At 72.2% G+C, this 16998-nt stretch carries 15 protein-coding genes and 2 tRNA genes; 14 read left to right on the top strand and 3 right to left on the bottom strand.

The genetic code is table 11. From position 1 onward, the window contains the following. Nucleotides 1-33: 33 nt before the first annotated feature. The 9 genes from rpmA (at nt 34) to ACUJ8O_RS08255 (ending at nt 6963) form a co-directional block, all read left to right on the top strand. Nucleotides 34-291, top strand: coding sequence for a 50S ribosomal protein L27 (gene rpmA, locus ACUJ8O_RS08295; protein ID WP_002853915.1), 258 nt, complete (start codon nt 34-36; stop codon nt 289-291). Between the two features lie 169 nt (nt 292-460). Then, nucleotides 461-2008 (top strand): GTPase ObgE, encoded by a 1548-nt coding sequence (gene obgE / locus ACUJ8O_RS08290; RefSeq protein ID WP_060973657.1) that lies wholly within the window; start codon nt 461-463, stop codon nt 2006-2008. A 3-nt stretch (nt 2009-2011) separates the two neighbouring features. Next, entirely contained in the window at nt 2012-3217 is a 1206-nt protein-coding gene (proB, locus tag ACUJ8O_RS08285) for a glutamate 5-kinase (protein ID WP_445373303.1), read from the top strand. A gap of 72 nt (nt 3218-3289) precedes the next feature. Continuing rightward, a complete protein-coding gene (locus tag ACUJ8O_RS08280; protein WP_158183724.1) occupies nt 3290-4639 on the top strand; it encodes a glutamate-5-semialdehyde dehydrogenase in 1350 nt (449 codons plus the stop codon). Between the two features lie 79 nt (nt 4640-4718). Continuing rightward, nucleotides 4719-4943: a hypothetical protein gene (locus ACUJ8O_RS08275; protein WP_036316935.1), complete on the top strand. Its 225-nt coding sequence runs from the start codon at nt 4719-4721 to the stop codon at nt 4941-4943. A 74-nt stretch (nt 4944-5017) separates the two neighbouring features. After that, nucleotides 5018-5665, top strand: a complete 648-nt coding sequence (gene nadD / locus ACUJ8O_RS08270; RefSeq protein ID WP_041104890.1) for a nicotinate-nucleotide adenylyltransferase — start codon at nt 5018-5020, stop codon at nt 5663-5665. Continuing rightward, nucleotides 5662-6087, top strand: coding sequence for a ribosome silencing factor (rsfS, locus tag ACUJ8O_RS08265; RefSeq protein WP_002853902.1), 426 nt, complete (start codon nt 5662-5664; stop codon nt 6085-6087). The genes nadD and rsfS overlap by 4 nt, the downstream gene beginning before the upstream one ends. A 13-nt stretch (nt 6088-6100) precedes the next feature. Next, entirely contained in the window at nt 6101-6766 is a 666-nt protein-coding gene (locus ACUJ8O_RS08260; protein WP_357013152.1) for a histidine phosphatase family protein, read from the top strand. A gap of 121 nt (nt 6767-6887) precedes the next feature. After that, nucleotides 6888-6963: transfer RNA gene (locus ACUJ8O_RS08255), tRNA-Ala, on the top strand. An 86-nt stretch (nt 6964-7049) separates the two neighbouring features. Here ACUJ8O_RS08255 and ACUJ8O_RS08250 read toward each other — a convergent pair. After that, complete coding sequence (locus tag ACUJ8O_RS08250; RefSeq protein WP_141842805.1) at nt 7050-8180, bottom strand: oxidoreductase; 1131 nt, start codon at nt 8178-8180, stop codon at nt 7050-7052. Between the two features lie 170 nt (nt 8181-8350). On the opposite strand from ACUJ8O_RS08250, the gene ACUJ8O_RS08245 reads away from it, so the two are divergent. After that, nucleotides 8351-8426 (top strand) — tRNA-Ala (locus tag ACUJ8O_RS08245). A 243-nt stretch (nt 8427-8669) separates the two neighbouring features. After that, a complete protein-coding gene (locus tag ACUJ8O_RS08240) occupies nt 8670-9749 on the top strand; it encodes a hypothetical protein (protein WP_158184476.1) in 1080 nt (359 codons plus the stop codon). 96 nt (nt 9750-9845) lie between these two features. Here ACUJ8O_RS08240 and ACUJ8O_RS08235 read toward each other — a convergent pair whose 3' ends face one another. Continuing rightward, nucleotides 9846-10538: a TetR/AcrR family transcriptional regulator gene (locus ACUJ8O_RS08235; RefSeq protein ID WP_036381598.1), complete on the bottom strand. Its 693-nt coding sequence runs from the start codon at nt 10536-10538 to the stop codon at nt 9846-9848. A 161-nt stretch (nt 10539-10699) separates the two neighbouring features. Here ACUJ8O_RS08235 and ACUJ8O_RS08230 point away from each other — a divergent pair, with 161 nt between their 5' ends. From ACUJ8O_RS08230 to ACUJ8O_RS08220, 3 genes are read left to right on the top strand one after another with little or no spacing between them, the layout of a single operon-like run. After that, nucleotides 10700-12232 (top strand): flavin monoamine oxidase family protein, encoded by a 1533-nt coding sequence (locus ACUJ8O_RS08230; protein ID WP_041103003.1) that lies wholly within the window; start codon nt 10700-10702, stop codon nt 12230-12232. A 26-nt stretch (nt 12233-12258) separates the two neighbouring features. Next, nucleotides 12259-13920 carry an APC family permease gene (locus ACUJ8O_RS08225; RefSeq protein WP_078026096.1) on the top strand — a complete coding sequence of 554 codons (1662 nt, stop codon included), beginning with the start codon at nt 12259-12261 and terminating at the stop codon, nt 13918-13920. Then, nucleotides 13917-15302: an NAD-dependent succinate-semialdehyde dehydrogenase gene (locus ACUJ8O_RS08220; protein ID WP_078026097.1), complete on the top strand. Its 1386-nt coding sequence runs from the start codon at nt 13917-13919 to the stop codon at nt 15300-15302. Before ACUJ8O_RS08225 ends, ACUJ8O_RS08220 begins: the two co-directional genes overlap by 4 nt. An 81-nt stretch (nt 15303-15383) precedes the next feature. Here the strand turns inward: ACUJ8O_RS08220 and ACUJ8O_RS08215 are convergent, their stop codons facing one another. Further along, nucleotides 15384-16817 (bottom strand): APC family permease, encoded by a 1434-nt coding sequence (locus ACUJ8O_RS08215; RefSeq protein WP_073115388.1) that lies wholly within the window; start codon nt 16815-16817, stop codon nt 15384-15386. Between the last annotated feature and the right edge of the window lie 181 nt (nt 16818-16998).

Below are 16998 nucleotides of genomic sequence, written 5' to 3'. Positions count from 1 at the left end.
GAAACCGAGCATCCGAGAGGTTAGGCAACAGCAATGGCACATAAGAAGGCCGGCAGTTCCTCGAAGAACGGCCGCGACTCGAACCCGCAGTACCTCGGCGTCAAGCGCTACGGCGGCGAGGACGTCAACGCCGGCGAGATCATCGTCCGCCAGCGTGGCACCAAGTTCCACCCGGGCCGCAACGTCGGCCGCGGCAAGGACGACACCCTCTTCGCGCTGTCCGCGGGCTCCGTGGCCTTCGGCCAGCGCCGCGGCCGCAAGGTCGTGGACATCGTCCCCGCCGCGGAGTGATCTGACACTCGTGCGGTCTGCGTGCGGACCCTCGCCCGGCGAGGACACCCGCACCCCCTGACGCCCCGGCGGGGGCGGGCCCGGCATCCACCGGACCCGCCCCCGCCGTCGGCGTCTCCGGCCCCTGGGCCGTCTGAGTCCGATCCCTCCAGCCCCTAGGAGCACTCCCATGGCAGCCTTCGTGGACCGCGTGGTCCTCCACCTCACCGCCGGCAACGGCGGGCACGGGTGCGTCTCCGTGCATCGCGAGAAGTTCAAGCCCCTGGGTGGCCCCGACGGCGGCGACGGGGGCGACGGCGGCGACATCACCCTCGTGGTGGACTCGCAGACCACCACGCTGCTGGACTACCACCACGCCCCGCACCGGTCCGCTGAGAACGGCCAGCCGGGCATGGGCGACCACCGCGAGGGCAAGAAAGGCCAGTCGCTCGTGCTGCCCGTGCCGGACGGCACGGTGGTCAAGGATGAGCAGGGCAACATCGTGGCCGATCTCGTGGGGGAGGGCGCGACCTACGTCGCCGCCGCCGGCGGTCAGGGCGGCCTCGGCAACGCGGCTCTGGCCTCCGTGAAGCGCAAGGCGCCCGGCTTCGCGCTGCTCGGCCTGCCGGGGGAGAGCCGGGACCTGACGCTCGAGATCAAGACCGTGGCGGACGTCGCGCTCGTGGGCTTCCCCTCGGCCGGCAAGTCCTCCCTCATCGCTGCCCTGTCTGCGGCCCGTCCCAAGATCGCGGACTACCCGTTCACCACGCTCGTGCCCAACCTCGGGGTCGTGCAGGCCGGCGACGTGCGCTTCACCGTGGCCGACGTCCCGGGCCTGATCCCCGGTGCCTCGGAGGGCCGCGGCCTCGGCCTGGAGTTCCTGCGCCACGTCGAGCGCTGCGCCGCGCTCGTGCACGTCCTCGACTGCGGCAGCCTCGAGTCCGACCGCGACCCGATCGCCGACTTCGAGGCCATCGAGGCCGAGCTCGAGGCCTACGCGGTGGAGCCCGTCTTCTCCCAGGGCGGGGAGGGCGTCGTACCGCTGAACGAGCGGCCCCGCCTCATCGCCCTGAACAAGACCGACCTGCCCGACGGCGCCGCGATGGCGGACATGGTCCGCGACGAGCTCGAGGGCCGTGGCCTGCGGGTCTTCGACATCTCCGCGCTGGCCCGCGAGGGCCTGGACGCCCTCAAGTACGCCATGGCCGAGCTCGTGGCGGAGGCCCGTTCCCGGGTGGTCGAGCCCGCGCCGGCCGCGCCCGTCGAGGTGCCGCGCCGGCATCGCCGCCGTGGCGAGCGGGCCGAATTCACGATCCGCCGCGAGGAACGCAACCTCGAGCCGCTGTTCCGCGTGCGCGGCGAGAAGCCCGAGCGGTGGGTCGCCCAGACGGACTTCCAGAACGACGAGGCGATCGGCTACCTTGCGGACCGGCTCCAGCGGGCCGGCGTCGAGGACGGCCTGTTCAAGGCCGGTGCGAGGCCGGGCGACGCCGTCGTGATCGGCGACGACGTCACGGGCGTGGTCTTCGACTGGGAGCCCACGCTGTCCGCGGGAGCCGAGCTGCTCGCCGGGCCCCGTGGCACCGACCTGCGGCTCGACGAGCGCACCCGCGCGACCCGCGCGGAGAAGCGCGCCGAGCAGGATGCCCGCCGGGCCGCCCGTGCGGCGACCCGGGCCGAGATGGAGGCCGAGCGACGCTCCGGCCTGTGGACCGACACCGACGATCGAGAGGGATGATCCATGTCCGTGCGGCGCACCGTCGTCACCCGCTATCCGACCCCCGCCACGCGCGGCTCTGAGGACCCGCGGGCCAACCCCGTGACCTCGCGGGAGACGATGCAGGCCGCACGCCGAGTGGTCGTGAAGATCGGCTCGTCCTCGTTGACCACCCCGGACGGCCTGGACGTGGAGGCCATCGACCGGCTCGTGGACGTCCTCGCCGCCGAGCGGCAGAAGGGCACCCAGGTGGTGCTCGTGTCCTCCGGTGCCGTCGCGGCCGGCTTCCCCCACCTCGGGCTGGGCCGACGCCCCAAGGACACCGCCACCCAGCAGGCCTCGGCGGCGGTCGGCCAGAGCAAGCTCATGGCGCACTACACCACGAGCTTCGGCCGGCACGACACCGAGGTGGCCCAGGTGCTCCTGACCGCCGAGGAGCTCATGCGGCGCACCCAGTACACGAACGCGCACCGCGCCCTGTCGCGGCTGCTCACGCTCGACGTGATGCCGATCGTGAACGAGAACGACGCCGTGGCCACGCGCGAGATCCGCTTCGGCGACAACGACCGCCTCGCGGCCCTCACCGCCAACCTCTGCAAGGCGGACCTGCTGGTCCTGCTCTCGGACGTGGACGCCCTCTACACGGGCCACCCCTCCCACCCGGACGCGCGGCGCATCCCGGAGGTCGCCTCGGACGACGATCTGGCCGGCGTCGACGTGCGTGTGCCCGGTTCCGCGGGCGTGGGCACGGGCGGCATGGTGACCAAGGTGGACGCGGCCGGCATCGCGGCCACCACCGGCATCCCGACCCTGCTCACCTCGGCCGCGAACGCGGGCGCCGCGTTCGCGGGGGAGGACGTGGGCACGTGGTTCTCCGCCACCGGCCGCCGCCGGTCCGCACGCGCGGCGTGGCTCGGCCTCACGGCGGAGGTCCGGGGCCGGCTCGTCATCGACGATGGCGCGGTGGCCGGGGCGATCGACCGCGGCCGCTCCCTGCTGGCCGCGGGCATCACCGGCTGCACGGGCGACTTCACGCCGGGCGACGTCGTCGAGATCGTGGACGCGCACGGCCGGGTGCGGGCGCGCGGCCTCGTGCAGTACTCCTCGTCGCAGCTGCCCGCCATGCTCGGGCGGACGACCGCCGACCTCCGCGAGGACCTCGGCGCGGGCTACGACGGCGTCGTCGTGCACGCCGACGACTGGGTGCGCCTGGCTCCGCCGCAGCGCTGACCGGCACGGGCTCCGGCCGAGTCGACGGACCGGGCCTCGTGCCTCGTCCGGGGCGCTCGATAGGCTGGCGGCATGCAGACCACCGAGAGCACCGCACCCCAGGATCAGTCCGGCCGCCAGGACGCCGAGGCGCCGACGCCCGAGGTCGAGGAGGCCGTCCGCCAGCGGGCCGAGTGGGCGCGTCAGGCCGTGCCCGAGCTGGCCACCGCCGGCCGCGCCCGCAAGGACGCCGTCCTGCGCCACATGGCCGAGGCCCTGCGCGCCAACGCGGCCGCGATCATCACGGCCAACCGCGAGGACCGCGGCCGCGGCCGCGAGGCCGGCACCTCGGCGGCCCTGCTGGACCGCCTCAAGCTGGACGAGGCGCGCGTCGAGGCGCTGGCCCTCGCCCTGGAGACCCTGGCCGGCCTGCCGGACCCCGTGGGCACCGTGGTCCGCGGCGGCCCGCTGCCCAACGGCGTGCGGATGAGCCAGGTGCGGGTGCCCCTGGGCGTCGTGGGCGCCGTGTACGAGGCCCGTCCGAACGTCACGGTGGACATCGCCGGCATCGCCCTGAAGTCGGGCAACGGCGTGATCCTGCGCGGCGGCTCGGCCGCGGAGTCCACCAATGCGGTCCTGATCCAGGTGCTGCGGGAGGCGCTCGTGGACCAGGGCTTCGACCCCAACATCATCCAGGGCATCGACGACCTCGGACGTCCTGGCGTCGCCGCCCTGATGGCCGCCCGTGGCGCGGTGGACGTCCTCGTCCCGCGCGGCGGCCGTGAGCTGATCCAGCGCGTGGTCCGTGAGGCCCGGGTGCCCGTGATCGAGACGGGTGAGGGCAACGTGCACCTGTACGTGGACGCCTCCGCACCCAAGCAGATGGCGGTGGACATCGCGCTCAACTCGAAGACCCACCGCACCTCCGTGTGCAATGCGGCCGAGACCCTGCTGCTCCACCGGGACGCGGAGGAGGTGGGCCGAGAAGTGCTGCGCGCCCTCACCCGTGCCGGCGTGCTGCTGCACGTGGACGAGGCCGCGCGGGCCTGGCTGCCCACGCTCGCCGACCGCGGCGACCACGCCCGGGACGCCGTGGACGCCACGGAGGAGGACTGGGGCACCGAGTACCTGGACATGGAGATGGCCGTGCGCGTCGTGGACTCCCTCGACCAGGCGATCGAGCACATCGGCCGGTGGTCCACGGGCCACACCGAGGCCATCGTCACGAACGACCTGGCCGCGGCCGAGCGGTTCATCACCGAGGTGGACGCCGCGGCCGTCATCGTGAACGCGTCCACGCGCTTCACCGACGGCGGCGAGCTCGGCCTCGGCGCCGAAGTGGGCATCTCCACCCAGAAGATGCACGCCCGCGGGCCCATGGGCCTGGAGGAGCTCACGACCACCAAGTGGATCCTGCGCGGCGACGGGCAGATCCGCCGCTGAGCCGGGCTACGATGGACACCAGGACCCCTTCGGCCCGGCCCCGGCCCGGCCGTCTGACCCGCTGCACCGAGGAGCATCCATGCTGAACACCTCCCTGATCCTGGCCGCCGCCGAGGAGGGCCACCACGTCGTCAACGAGCTGCCGATGGACCCCATCTGGTACGGCCTGCTCGTCTTCGCGCTGCTGATGGCCGCCCTGGCCGCCACCATGTCCATGCGCTCCCGCGCGCTGCGCCTGCCCGAGCCCACCACCGCGGTCCAGCACCACGGCACCGGCCGCGGCTCGCACACCTCCGGTCACTGACGTCTCACCGGCCCGCCGCGTCGCCGCCTCCGCCGGGGGCGACGCGGCGGGCCGTCCGTTCGTCTCCTGAGCGCATGACCGTCGCCTCCCGCACCCCCGTCCCCGCGCCCACCGCCGGGGGCGCGCGCCGTCGTCGCCTCGGCATCATGGGCGGCACCTTCGACCCGATCCACCACGGGCACCTCGTGGCCGCCTCCGAGGTGGCCGCCGAGTTCGAGCTGGACGAGGTCGTCTTCGTCCCCACGGGCCAGCCGTGGCAGAAGTCGGACCGGCAGGTCTCCCCGGCCGAGGACCGCTACCTCATGACCGTGGTGGCCACCGCCTCCAACCCCCGGTTCACCGTCTCCCGCGTGGACATCGACCGCCCCGGCGTGACCTACACCGTGGACACGCTGCGGGACCTGCGCCGCCTGCACCCGGACGCCGAGCTGTTCTTCATCACCGGCGCGGACGCGATGGGCCAGATCCTCACGTGGAAGGACGTGGACGAGCTCTGGGACCTGGCGCACTTCGTCGGCGTCACCCGTCCCGGCCACGACCTCTCGGACATGGGCCTGGGCGCCGACGTGTCCCTGATGGAGATCCCCGCCATGGCGATCTCCTCCACGGACTGCCGGGAGCGCGTCCGCCGGGGCCGGCCCGTCTGGTATCTCGTCCCGGACGGCGTCGTCCAGTACATCGCCAAGCACCACCTCTACGTCTCGGAAGAGGAGACCTCGTGACCGTTCCCCAGACCACCCTGGACGCCCTCACCACCGCCGCGGCCGCCGCCGCGGACAAGCTCGGCACGCACATCGTCGCGTTCGACGTCGCCGAGCGGCTCGGCCTGACCGACGCCTTCCTGATCGCCTCCGGCGCCTCGGAGCGTCAGGTCAACGCGATCGTCGACGGCGTCGAGGAGGCGCTGCTGAAGGACGAACAGCTCAAGCCGCTGCGTCGCGAGGGCCGGTCCGACGGCCACTGGGTGCTGCTCGACTACGGGCACTTCGTGGTGCACGTCCAGCATCGCGAGGACCGCGAGTTCTACGCGCTGGACCGCCTGTGGAAGGACACCCCGGCGATCGACCTCGGCCTGCCGGAGGAGAGCACCCGCCCGGACGCGGCCGCCCAGGACGACGGCGCCTCCGCCTCGCACGCCTCCTGAGCGGGGCTGCGAGATGCGCCTGATCCTGCTGCGTCACGGCGAGACCGACTGGAACGTCCTGGACCGCTACCAGGGGCACACGGACATCGAGCTGAACGCCGAGGGGGAGCGCCAGGCCCGCCGCGCCGCCGGCGGGCCCGTGGGTGACCTGATCGAGGACGCGGAGGAGCTCGTGGCCGTGTGCTCCCCGCTGGCCCGGGCGCGCCGCACGGCCGAGATCGTCCTCGAGGCCCGGGTGGGCGAGGCGTCCGTGGCCCTCGACCCGGAGCTGATGGAGCTGGCCGGGGGAGAGTGGGAGGGCCTGGAGCTCAGTTCCATCGCGGAACGCTGGCCGGACGAGCACCGCCTTTGGCGGCCCGAGCCGGCGCTCGACGCCGGCCCCGTGGGCGGGGAGACCCTGCGCGGGGGCGGCGAGCGGGCCCTGCGTGCGCTGCGCGGACACGTGCCCCCGCACTGGGCGGACACCCCGAGCGATGGGGGCGCCCAGACGCTGCTCGCCGTGGCCCACGGTGCGCTGATCCGCGCGGCCACGGGGCTGCTCCTGCGTCACGAGGGCGAGGCCTTCGCGGCGATGGAACGGATCGGCAACGCCCGCGCCGCCGTACTGCAGGGCGCGTTCACTGCCAACACCGGGGCCGAGGGCTGGGGCGACTGGACCCTCGAGGGCTACAACATCTGAGGGCGCCCCGGCCAGGACGCCGATTTGGCGCCCGCACGGGGACCGTGTACGCTGGTCGAGTTGCCAGCGAGGCGAACGGGCCGGAAACGGCGCGTGAAGATCGCGGGTGGCGCCCACATCTGGGGGTATGGCGCAGTTGGTAGCGCGTCTGCATGGCATGCAGAAGGTCAGGGGTTCGAATCCCCTTACCTCCACCAGTCAGAAGGCCCGGTCCACACGGACCGGGCCTTCGTCGTCGTCGGACTCCCGTGCGGGGCCGGGAGGCGACCGCCGCCCCGCGACATCACCGCGGTTCTGCACTGCGGTGATGTCGCTCCGCCGCGGTCGGTGCGGGGGACACGCCGGGGTACGCTGCGCGCTCCGCCGCCGTGAGTGCGGGTTCCACCGCACGGCCCTCCCGCGCCGAGGCGACGGCGGCCTCGAGCACCGCCATCACGGCGACGGCCTGGTCGGGGGTGGCGGCGTCGCTGCTCGCGCGGCCCAGGATCGCGTCGCGCACGCCCGCGTAGGACCGCTGCTGGGCTCCGATCGGCGCGGGGACGCGCTCGGTGTTCCCCTCCCCGTCGTGCAGGAGGATCGGGTCCGGATCGACGCCCCAGCCCTCGGCGCCGGGGAGCAGACCAGCGCGCAGCTGAACCTCCTGCCGATCCGGCAGTTCCTTCACCGCGGAGCCACGCGTGCCGTGGACCGCGAAGCGCGGGCTGCCGCCGGCCACGAGCATCGACGCCTGCAGGACCACGCGCCGGCCCGGGTACTGCAGCACGCAGTGCGCCCAGTCCTCGACCGGGGCGCCCGGACGCAGGGCCGCGAGGTCGGCGTCTACGCGTTCGGGGACACCGAAGAGCAGGAGCGCCTGGTCGACCAGGTGCGGTCCGAGGTCGAACCAGATGCCGCCCCCGGGCACCGCGGCTTCCCGCCAGCGGTCCCGGACGGTCGGGCGGAAGCGGTCGATCCGGGACTCGAGGTGGACGACGTCCCCGAGCCGGCCGGAGCGGACGAGCTCGGCGATGCCCAGGAAGTCGCTGTCGAAGCGGCGGTTCTGGAACACCCGCAGCACCCGCCCCGTCTCGGCCGCGAGGTCGCGCAGCTCCCGCGCCTCGGCGAGACTCAGCGTGAACGGCTTGTCCACCACCACGTGCCTGCCCGCCCTGAGGGCGGCGCGCGCGAGCGGCGTGTGCTGGTCGTTCGGGGCGGCGATCACCACGAGGTCCACGTCGTGCCACGCCAGGAGCGCGTCCACGTCGGGCACCACGACGACGTCCGGCAGATCCGCGTGCACCGCGTCCGGGCGGCTCGAGACGACATGGGTGAGAGCGAGTCCCTCCGTGGCGTGGAGCAGGGGGACGTGGAACGTCTTCCCGGCGAACCCATAGCCGATCAGGGCGGTGCGGATCGGTGCGTCAGTGCGGGACATGCAGGACCTCCTGGGCTGGCGGGGGGGCATGGGGGCGTCTCCTGCACGCTAGGCCGTGGCGTCGCGGCGGTCCATCGACGCCGCCCGGCCGGTTTGCGCGGTTGCCGCAGGCCGGGTATTCTGTTCAGGTGCTCCGGCCGGTCCGCCGGAAACGGAGTCACCACCCACCTGGGGGTATGGCGCAGTTGGTAGCGCGTCTGCATGGCATGCAGAAGGTCAGGGGTTCGAATCCCCTTACCTCCACCAGTCAGAAGGCCCGGTCCGTGCGGACCGGGCCTTCGTCGTCGTGACGGCCAGCTCGCCGTCGAGAACCGCCGGTCACGACCGGGTTGCGCTCCAGCGTCGATCACGCATCGACGTCGCACAGCCCTTTCACGGCAGGCTCTCGGCGGACAGACTCGAGGCGACCCCGCCCATCGAGCCCGGACCACCGGTGCTGCAGGGGCGGGGGCCGCCGGCCCTGTCCGGCCGACTCAGTGAGGAGCTGCCATGTCCGTCATCCGTACCCGTCGTCCCTCCCTCCGTCACCTGCCCGCCGCCGTCGCCGCCGCCGGCCTCATCACCACCGTCGCCCTCGCCGGCCCCGCCGCGGCCTGGGACGACGCCCATGGCCCCCAGGCCGGCTACTTCCAGGCCGTCGACCACGAGAACGTCACCGCCGCCTTCTTCCAGACCTACGACGGCTACGACCCGGAGGACCTCACGCTCACGCTCACCCCGGTGGCCGAGGACGGCACCCGCCTGGAGGGCGGCCAGGAGGTGGAGTTCACCGCCCTGGACGTCATCGACGGCGGCGCGGTGGACGTCCTGGAGACCCGCCGCGCGCTCGGCGCGGCCGGTGAAGGCCTCGTGCGGTACGACGTGGAGGTGGACGGGCAGATGCTGAACATGGGCATCACGCTCCAGGCGGACGCCGACCTCGCCGACGATCAGGGGGCGGCCGTGCACGCCGTCGACGGCCCGCAGACGGCCGACCTCGGGGACCGGCCCCTGGTCTGGGACTCGGCCATGCAGTTGGCTCCCGGGGTGGCGGGCGCTGAGATCGTCCACCTGGTCGCCGCGCCGACGATGGAGGACGCCTACGCGGCGGTCGTGGCCGAGCCGGCCCACGGTGAGGTCTTCGCGTTCCGTGACTCGGAGCACTCCGAGCTCCGTGCCTGGTACATCCCCGACGAGGGCTTCGTCGGTACGGACACCTTCACCGTCGACTTCCACAGCGACCACGTCGCCCACGTCCAGACCGTCACCGTGCATGTCGGCGAGGAGATCTCCGCCGCGTACGACGGCTTCCTCGATGCCGAGGACGGCGTCCTCAACGGGAAGCCGCTCGACCTGACCGACCCGGACACCGCAGCGGCGCTCGCCGCGTTCCGGGGCGACGAGGCCGCCCCGGCTCCGGAGGATGAGGAGGAACAGCCCGCTCCGGTCGAGGACGACGCCGACGAGCAGCACACGACCCCGGACACCGTCGAGACGGGGCAGTCCACCGGCTGGTGGCTGGCCGGCCTCGGCGCCGCCGCCGCGGGGGTGCTGGTCGCGGCCCGCCGTCGTCTGGGCCTGACCGACTGAAAATCCGCCGCGCACAGATCCGTCGACGCGCCGCCCCTCTCACACACAGGGGCGGCGCGTCCGTGCCGGCCTGACACGTGGCCGGCAGTCCGCGGGTCAGTCGCCGAGGCCCGCGAGCAGCAGGTCCAGTCCCTCCTCGAAGGGTGCGTCCGCATAGGGGTTCCGCGCCCCCGTCGCGCGCGTGCCCCCGCCCGCCCGGAAGGCCTCGGCGGCCGCGCCAAGCGCGGGCAGGCGCTCCTGCGCCCCCGCCACCTCGAAGATGTCGGCCGGAGCGTCGACGTCGTACGCAGACCCGTAGATGAACGACTCGAGCGCGATCACCCGGGCCAGCACCTGCTCCGGCGCCAGACCGGTCCGGGCCAGCACCGCGCACACCGTCTCGTAGACCCGCTGCGTCGACGGGGCTCCCTCGATCGGCAGGGTCGCGATGAGCGGGATCAGCGGCGGATGGGCCGCGAAGACGTCGCGGTAGGAGCGCGCCCACGCCCGCAGGGCGGCGACGACGGGCACCTCGCCCCGGATCGCGGCCTCCAGCTCGACGAGCGAGACCTCGCCCATCACGGCGTCCTGCAGCAGGACGAGCAGCTCATGCTTGCCGCTGATGTGGTTGTAGAGCGCGCTCGGCGCCACGCCCAGGCGACGGCCGACCGCCGCCATGGTGAGCCCTTCGTATCCCTCGGTGCGGGCGACCGCGAGCGCCGCGTCCGCGATCGCTTCGCGGCTCAGAGCGGGGGAGAGAGGTCGTCCGCGGCGGCGGCGCGCCCGGGGCGGTTCAGTGGTCTCGTCCATCCGGCCATTCTGACCCGTCGGACGGGCAGGAGGTGTCAGGCCGGCTACGGACCAGCCTTCCCTTCCCGGCGCGCGGCCCGTACAGTGAGCGCCGACACTCTAAATGAACGGCATTCACCCGGGCCCCGCCCGATGCCCCGTCCCCGCCAGAGGAGCACCCCATGACCACCGCCCCCGCCACCGCCGGCCGCGAGCGCCGGACGAGCGACGTCGTCGTGATCGGCGCCGGCCCGGCCGGCCTCATGGCCGCCCGCACCGCGAAGGCCCAGGGCCTGTCCGTCACCGTCCTGGAGGCTCGCCGGCGCGTCGGCGGCCGCACCTGGAACGGCCTGGTCGAGGGCGCCGACGGCAAGGACCACTTCATCGAGATCGGCGGCCAGTGGATCTCCCCGGACCAGACCCGCCTCATCTCCCTGGTGGAGGAGCTCGGCCTGCCGACGTTCTCCCGCTTCCGCGACGGTCGCAACGTCTACGTGGACCCGCGCGGAGAACGCCACGTCTACGACGGCCTCGACTTCCCGGTGGCCGAGAAGACGGACCGGGAGATGGATCGCCTGATCGCCAAGATCGACGAACTGACCGCCGAGATCGACGCCGCCGCCCCGTGGGAGCACCCGCGGGCCGCCGAGCTGGACAAGATCTCCTTCCGGCACTGGCTGGAGCAGCAGTCCGACGACCCGGAGGCCATCGACAACGTCTCCATCTACATCGCCTCCGGCATGCTGACCAAGCCCTCCCACACCTTCTCCCTGCTCCAGGCGCTGCTCATGTCCGCCTCGGCGGGGTCGTTCCGCAACCTGGTGGACGAGGACTTCATCCTGGACAAGCGCGTCGAGGGCGGCATGCAGTCCGTGTCCCTGGCCATGGCCGCCGAGCTGGGCGACGACGTCGTCCTCGGCCAGCCGGTGCGCACCCTGCGCTGGGCCGAGCCGGACCCGTCCACCGCGGACGAGAAGAACGGTGTGGCCGCAGACGTGCGCAACGGCGTGGCGCACGACGGCGCCGCCGGCGACGTCGTGGCGCTCACTGACGACTACGAGGTGCACGCCCGCTACGCGGTCCTGGCCGTCCCGCCGAACCTCTACAGCCGCATCTCCTTCGAGCCGCCGATGCCGCGCGAGCAGCAGATCGCGCACCAGCACATCTCCATGGGCCTGGTCATCAAGGTGCACGCCGTGTACGAGACCCCGTTCTGGCGCGAGGAGGGCCTGTCCGGCACGTGCTTCGGTGGGGGCCGTCTCGTCCAGGAGATCTATGACAACACCAACCGCGGCGAGAACCTGGCCGGTGGCGCCCCGGGCAAGGAGGACCCGCACGGCACCCTCGTCGGCTTCGTGTCCGACGTGTACGCGGAGCAGATGTGGGCCCTGCCGGAGGAGGAGCGCAAGGCCGCGATCCTCGGCGCCATGGCCGAGTACCTCGGCCCCCGGACCCTCGAGCCGATCGCGTTCTTCCTCTCGGACATGGCCGCCGAGGAGTGGACCCGAGGCGCCTACGCCACCAGCTACGACCTCGGCGGGCTCTCCCGCTGGGGCCACCTCCAGAACCGCCCGACCGGTCCCATCCACTACGCGTGCTCGGACATCGCAGCCGAGGGCTACCAGCACGTGGACGGCGCGATCCGCATGGGCGAGGCCGCCGCCCTGGCCATCGCCGAGCGGGAAGCCACCGACGCGGGGCAGCCCACCGGCTGACCGGCCCGACGGACAAGGACATCCTCATGAGCGCATCCACCCCACGACGCCGCGTCGTCGACAATGAGGGACACGAGCACGTGTACCCGACCACCTCCGCCATCGAGCAGGTCAACCTGCTCAACCCGGGCGGGGTGAGCAACAAGGGGCTCCAGGCCGGCAAGGTCGGCCTGCTCGGGGCGGTGGTGATCGGCGTCTCCGTCGTCGCCCCCGCCTACACGTTGACCTCGGGCCTCGGGCCGACCATCAGCACCGTCGGCACCCACGTGCCCGCGATCCTGCTGCTCGGCTTCATCCCGATGCTCCTGGTGGCCCTCGGCTACCGGGCGCTGAACACGCGGGTGCCGGACTCCGGCACGTCGTTCACCTGGGCCACGCACGCCTTCGGGCCGTATGTCGGGTGGATGGGCGGCTGGGGGCTCATCGCCGCCTCCGTGATCGTGCTGTCCAACCTGGCGGCCGTCGCCGTCGACTTCACGTTCCTGCTGCTCGCCCAGATCACCGGGAGCCAGGCCATCGCGGACCTGGCCGGCAACCTGTGGGTCAACATCCCCCTGACCCTGGTGTACCTGGCCCTGGCCGGATGGATCTCGCACCGCGGCATGGAGACCACCAAGCACCTGCAGTACATCCTGGTGGCCTTCCAGATCCTGGCCCTCGGTGCGTTCGCGGTCGCCGCCCTGACGCAGTCCTCCCGTGGCGCGGGCTTCGACCCCACCCCGGTGCAGCTGGACTGGTTCAACCCGTTCACCGCGGGCGACTTCAGTGTGGTCGCGGCCGGCGTCTCCCTGTCCATCTTCCTGTTCTGGGGCTGGGACGTGACCCTCACGATGAACGAGGAGACCAAGGACCCCGAGCGCACCCCCGGCCGGGCCGCCGCCGTCACCGTGTTCGTCATCATCGCCGTCTACATCCTGTCTGCCCTGGCCGTGATCTCCTGGGCGGGCATCGGCTCCGAGGGCCTGGGCGCGGGCAACCCGGACAACCAGGAGTCGATCTTCGCGGTCCTCGCCGGCCCGATCCTGGGCCCCTTTGCCGTGATCATGTCCAGCGCGATCCTCGTCAGCTCCCTGGCCTCCCTGCAGTCCACCATGGTCTCCCCGGCCCGCACCCTGCTGGCGATGGGCTTCTACCGGGCCGTGCCCGCGCGCTTCGCCGAGCTGAGCCCCCGGTTCAACAGCCCGGCCTTCGCGACCTGGGTGTGCGCGGGCTTCGCCGGCCTCTTCTACGTCGTCACGCGGCTGCTCTCCGAGAACGCCCTGTGGGACACCATCACCGCTCTGGGCCTGATGATCTGCTTCTACTACGGCATCACCGCCCTGGCCTGCGTCTGGTACTTCCGCCGCGAGTGGTTCACCTCGGTGGGCAACGCCCTCACCACCTTCCTGTTCCCGCTGATCGGCGGCCTCGTGCTGCTGGTGATGTTCTGCGTGACCGCGATGGACTCCACCGACCCCGACTACGGCTCCGGCTCCTCCGTGTTCGGTGTCGGCACCGTGTTCATCCTGGGCATGGGCGTGCTGGCCATCGGCGTGGTACTGATGATGTGGACGCGGCTGCGCCACCCGGCCTACTTCCGTGGCGAGACCCTGCCGCAGACGGACTCGACCCGACCCATCCCGATCATCCGTCCGGACGACGACGGCAGTGCCGTGGTCCGGGACCCCAACGAGAGGACCCACTCATGAGCACCCCCACCGGCTATCGCGTGCAGGACCCCAGCACCGACCAGGTCGTGGAGACCTTCCCCGCCCTCGCCGACGGTGAGGTCGACCAGGTGCTGGCCGCCGCCGAGACCGCCCAGCGCGCATGGGCCGCCCGCCCCATCGAGGAACGCGCCACCATCGTGCAGAAGGTCGCGGACCTCTTCGAGGAGCGCAAAGACGAGCTCGCGCAGATCATCGCCACCGAGATGGGCAAGCGCGTGACCGAGGGCGTCGAGGAGGCGGAGTTCAGCTCGGCCATCTTCGGCTACTTCGCGGACAAGGGCCCCACCCTCGCCGCGGACCGCCCCATCGAGACCTACGGGGGCGGCCGCGCCATGATCCGCCACCTGCCCCTGGGTGTGCTGCTGGGCGTCATGCCGTGGAACTTCCCGTACTACCAGATCGCCCGTTTCGCCGCGCCGAACCTCATGCTCGGCAACGCGATCGTGCTCAAGCACGCCGAGATCTGCCCGCGCTCGGCCCTGGCCGTGCAGCAGATCATGGACGACGCCGGCGTGCCGGCCGGCGTGTACACCAACGTGTTCGCCACGCACGACCAGATCGCCGAGTTCATCGCCGACCCGCGCGTGGCCGGCGTCTCCCTGACCGGCTCCGAGCGGGCCGGCTCCGTGATCGGCGCGCTCGCGGGCCAGCACCTCAAGAAGGCCGTCCTCGAGCTCGGCGGGTCGGACCCGTACATCGTGCTCGACGCCGAGGATCCGGCCGAGGCCGCCCGCACCGCGTGGGCGACCCGCATGTACAACATGGGCCAGGCCTGCAACTCCAACAAGCGCATGATCGTCTCGGCGGACATCCATGACGCCTTCGTGGCCGAGCTGGTGTCCCTGGCCGAGGCCATGAAGCCCGGGGAGGCCGCCGACGAGGACCCGACGGTGTTCACCCCGCTGTCCTCGCGCGGTGCCGCCGAGGGCCTGGCCGAGCAGGTGGAGCGGGCCCGTCAGCAGGGCGCGACCGTCCACGTCGGCGGGACCGTCACGGACGAGGCGGGCGCCCGCTTCGCCCCGGCCGTGATCACGGGCGTCACCTCCGAGATGGACGCCTACCGCGAGGAGCTCTTCGGCCCCGTCGCAGTCGTCTACAAGGTGGAGTCCGCGGACGAGGCGCTCGCCCTCGCCAACGACTCCCAGTACGGCCTGGGCGGCGCCGTGTTCTCCCAGGACGAGGCCAAGGCCGAGCGGATCGCCCGGCAGCTCGAGGTCGGCATGGCCAACGTCAACACGCCGGCGGGCGAGGGGGCGGAGATCCCCTTCGGCGGCGTCAAGCGCTCCGGCTTCGGCCGCGAGCTCGGCCCGCTCGGCATGGACGAGTTCGTCAACAAGCAGACGTACTTCGTCCAGGACTGACACCCCACGACGACGACGGGCCCGCCTCCGGTGACCGGAGGCGGGCCCGTCCGCGTCCCCCGGCGAGGCGGGAGCAGTGGGTCAGCGACGCGCCAGACGTTCCAGCAGACGCTCCTCTGCGTCCTCGCCCGGGGTGATCCCGCGCGGGATGCGGAACAGGAAAACGAAGCCGAGCAGCCACCACAGGCCGAAGAAGGCATAGGCCATCGGGGCGATGGAGGCGGGCATCCCCGGAATGTAGAGGCTGAGCAGCCCCGCAGTGAGGATCACACCGGTCACGCCCAGCACTCGCCCGGCGGTCGCGCCGCCCGCGCGGAAGGGGCGGTCCATCTCCGGCTCGCGGCGGCGCAGGAGCAGGAACACGACGCAGACCATCATGTAGGTGAACACGATGGACGGGGATCCGGAGTCGACGAACCAGCCCAGGGCGCCCGCGCCGAAGAACGGCGCCGCGATGGAGAGCACGCCGATGAACAGCACCGCGTTCGACGGGGTCCGGTACTTCGGGTGGATGTGTCCGAACCAGCGGGGCAGCATGCCCGAGACGCCCATCGCGTAGAGCAGGCGAGCCGCGCCCATGAGCAGGGCGATCCAGGAGGTGAGGATGCCGGCCATGCCGCCCACGAGCAGCACGTTGGCCATGGCCGGGCTGTGGAACAGGGCCGCCATGGCGTCAGCCGTCACGAGGTCGGAGTTCACGAGCTGCTCACGGGGCATCGAGGACGCGTTCGTCAGGATCACCATGATGTACCAGAGGGTCGCGGCGGCCACCGAGACGATGATCATCACGCCCATGCGGCGAGGGGGCATGTTGAGCTCCTCGGCCGACTGCGGGATGACGTCGAAGCCCACGAAGAGGAACGGCACGACGACCATCACCGTGAAGAGGCCCCGGGCGTCCGTGAAGAGGGGCTCGAAGTTCGCGACGGAGCCACCCGTTCCGGCCCCGAACACCAGGAGAGCGCCGATGACGAGCAGCGTGGCGACGACGATCGTCTGCACGATGCCGGCCAGTTTGACGCCGATGTAGTTGATCCAGGTGATGACCACGGCGGCCCCGGCGCCGACCAGCGCCCAGACGAGGTAGACGTCCGAGCCGAAGGCGTTCCACAGCGGGATCGACTCGATCTCGGGCCAGATGTACGCGGCGGTGCGGGGGAGGGCGACGGCCTCGAACGCGACGATCGAGATGTAGCCGCCCGTGATGCCCCACGAACCGAGGAAGCTCCACCGCGCGCCCATGCCACGCAGCAGGTAGTGATGCTCGCCGCCGGCCTTCGGGATCGCTGCGACGAGCTCGGCGTACACCAGCGCGACGACGGTCATGATCAGGCCGCCGGAGACGATCGCGATGATCGAGCCCATGGTGCCGGCGTCCTTGAGCCAGCCGCCCACGAGGACGACCCAGCCGAAGCCGATCATGGCGCCGAAGCCCATGGCGTAGGCGTCGAGCGACGAGAGGGTCTTCTTGAGACCCGGCCCTGTCGCGGGCGGGGAGGAGGTCACGTGGCTCATGGAGCCCCCTTTCTCGGGGGGTGGGGAAGTGATGACCGCCATATTCTCCCCGATCGTCGGCCGGGGCCGTCTCCGTCAGTGACGCGCCTGTCACACAGCGGGTTCTCGGCTGGCGCGCCCTTGTCCCTTCATCCGGGGCGTGGCCATCATGGACCGGATCCCCGTCGAGAACTGCAGAATC

The sequence above is a fragment of the Micrococcus sp. EWR3.9.1 genome (assembly GCF_052615555.1).
Note: the sequence above shows the minus strand (reverse complement) of the source record. Positions and strands in the feature narration are given on the sequence as shown.

Coding starts and splice junctions, on each gene's coding strand:
- rpmA (WP_002853915.1), top strand. CDS start 34: ATGGCACATAAGAAGGCCGGCAGTTCCTCGAAGAACGGCCGCGACTCG.
- obgE (WP_060973657.1), top strand. CDS start 461: ATGGCAGCCTTCGTGGACCGCGTGGTCCTCCACCTCACCGCCGGCAAC.
- proB (WP_445373303.1), top strand. CDS start 2,012: ATGTCCGTGCGGCGCACCGTCGTCACCCGCTATCCGACCCCCGCCACG.
- ACUJ8O_RS08280 (WP_158183724.1), top strand. CDS start 3,290: ATGCAGACCACCGAGAGCACCGCACCCCAGGATCAGTCCGGCCGCCAG.
- ACUJ8O_RS08275 (WP_036316935.1), top strand. CDS start 4,719: ATGCTGAACACCTCCCTGATCCTGGCCGCCGCCGAGGAGGGCCACCAC.
- nadD (WP_041104890.1), top strand. CDS start 5,018: ATGACCGTCGCCTCCCGCACCCCCGTCCCCGCGCCCACCGCCGGGGGC.
- ACUJ8O_RS08260 (WP_357013152.1), top strand. CDS start 6,101: ATGCGCCTGATCCTGCTGCGTCACGGCGAGACCGACTGGAACGTCCTG.
- ACUJ8O_RS08250 (WP_141842805.1), bottom strand. CDS start 8,180: ATGTCCCGCACTGACGCACCGATCCGCACCGCCCTGATCGGCTATGGG.
- ACUJ8O_RS08240 (WP_158184476.1), top strand. CDS start 8,670: ATGTCCGTCATCCGTACCCGTCGTCCCTCCCTCCGTCACCTGCCCGCC.
- ACUJ8O_RS08235 (WP_036381598.1), bottom strand. CDS start 10,538: ATGGACGAGACCACTGAACCGCCCCGGGCGCGCCGCCGCCGCGGACGA.
- ACUJ8O_RS08230 (WP_041103003.1), top strand. CDS start 10,700: ATGACCACCGCCCCCGCCACCGCCGGCCGCGAGCGCCGGACGAGCGAC.
- ACUJ8O_RS08225 (WP_078026096.1), top strand. CDS start 12,259: ATGAGCGCATCCACCCCACGACGCCGCGTCGTCGACAATGAGGGACAC.
- ACUJ8O_RS08220 (WP_078026097.1), top strand. CDS start 13,917: ATGAGCACCCCCACCGGCTATCGCGTGCAGGACCCCAGCACCGACCAG.
- ACUJ8O_RS08215 (WP_073115388.1), bottom strand. CDS start 16,817: ATGAGCCACGTGACCTCCTCCCCGCCCGCGACAGGGCCGGGTCTCAAG.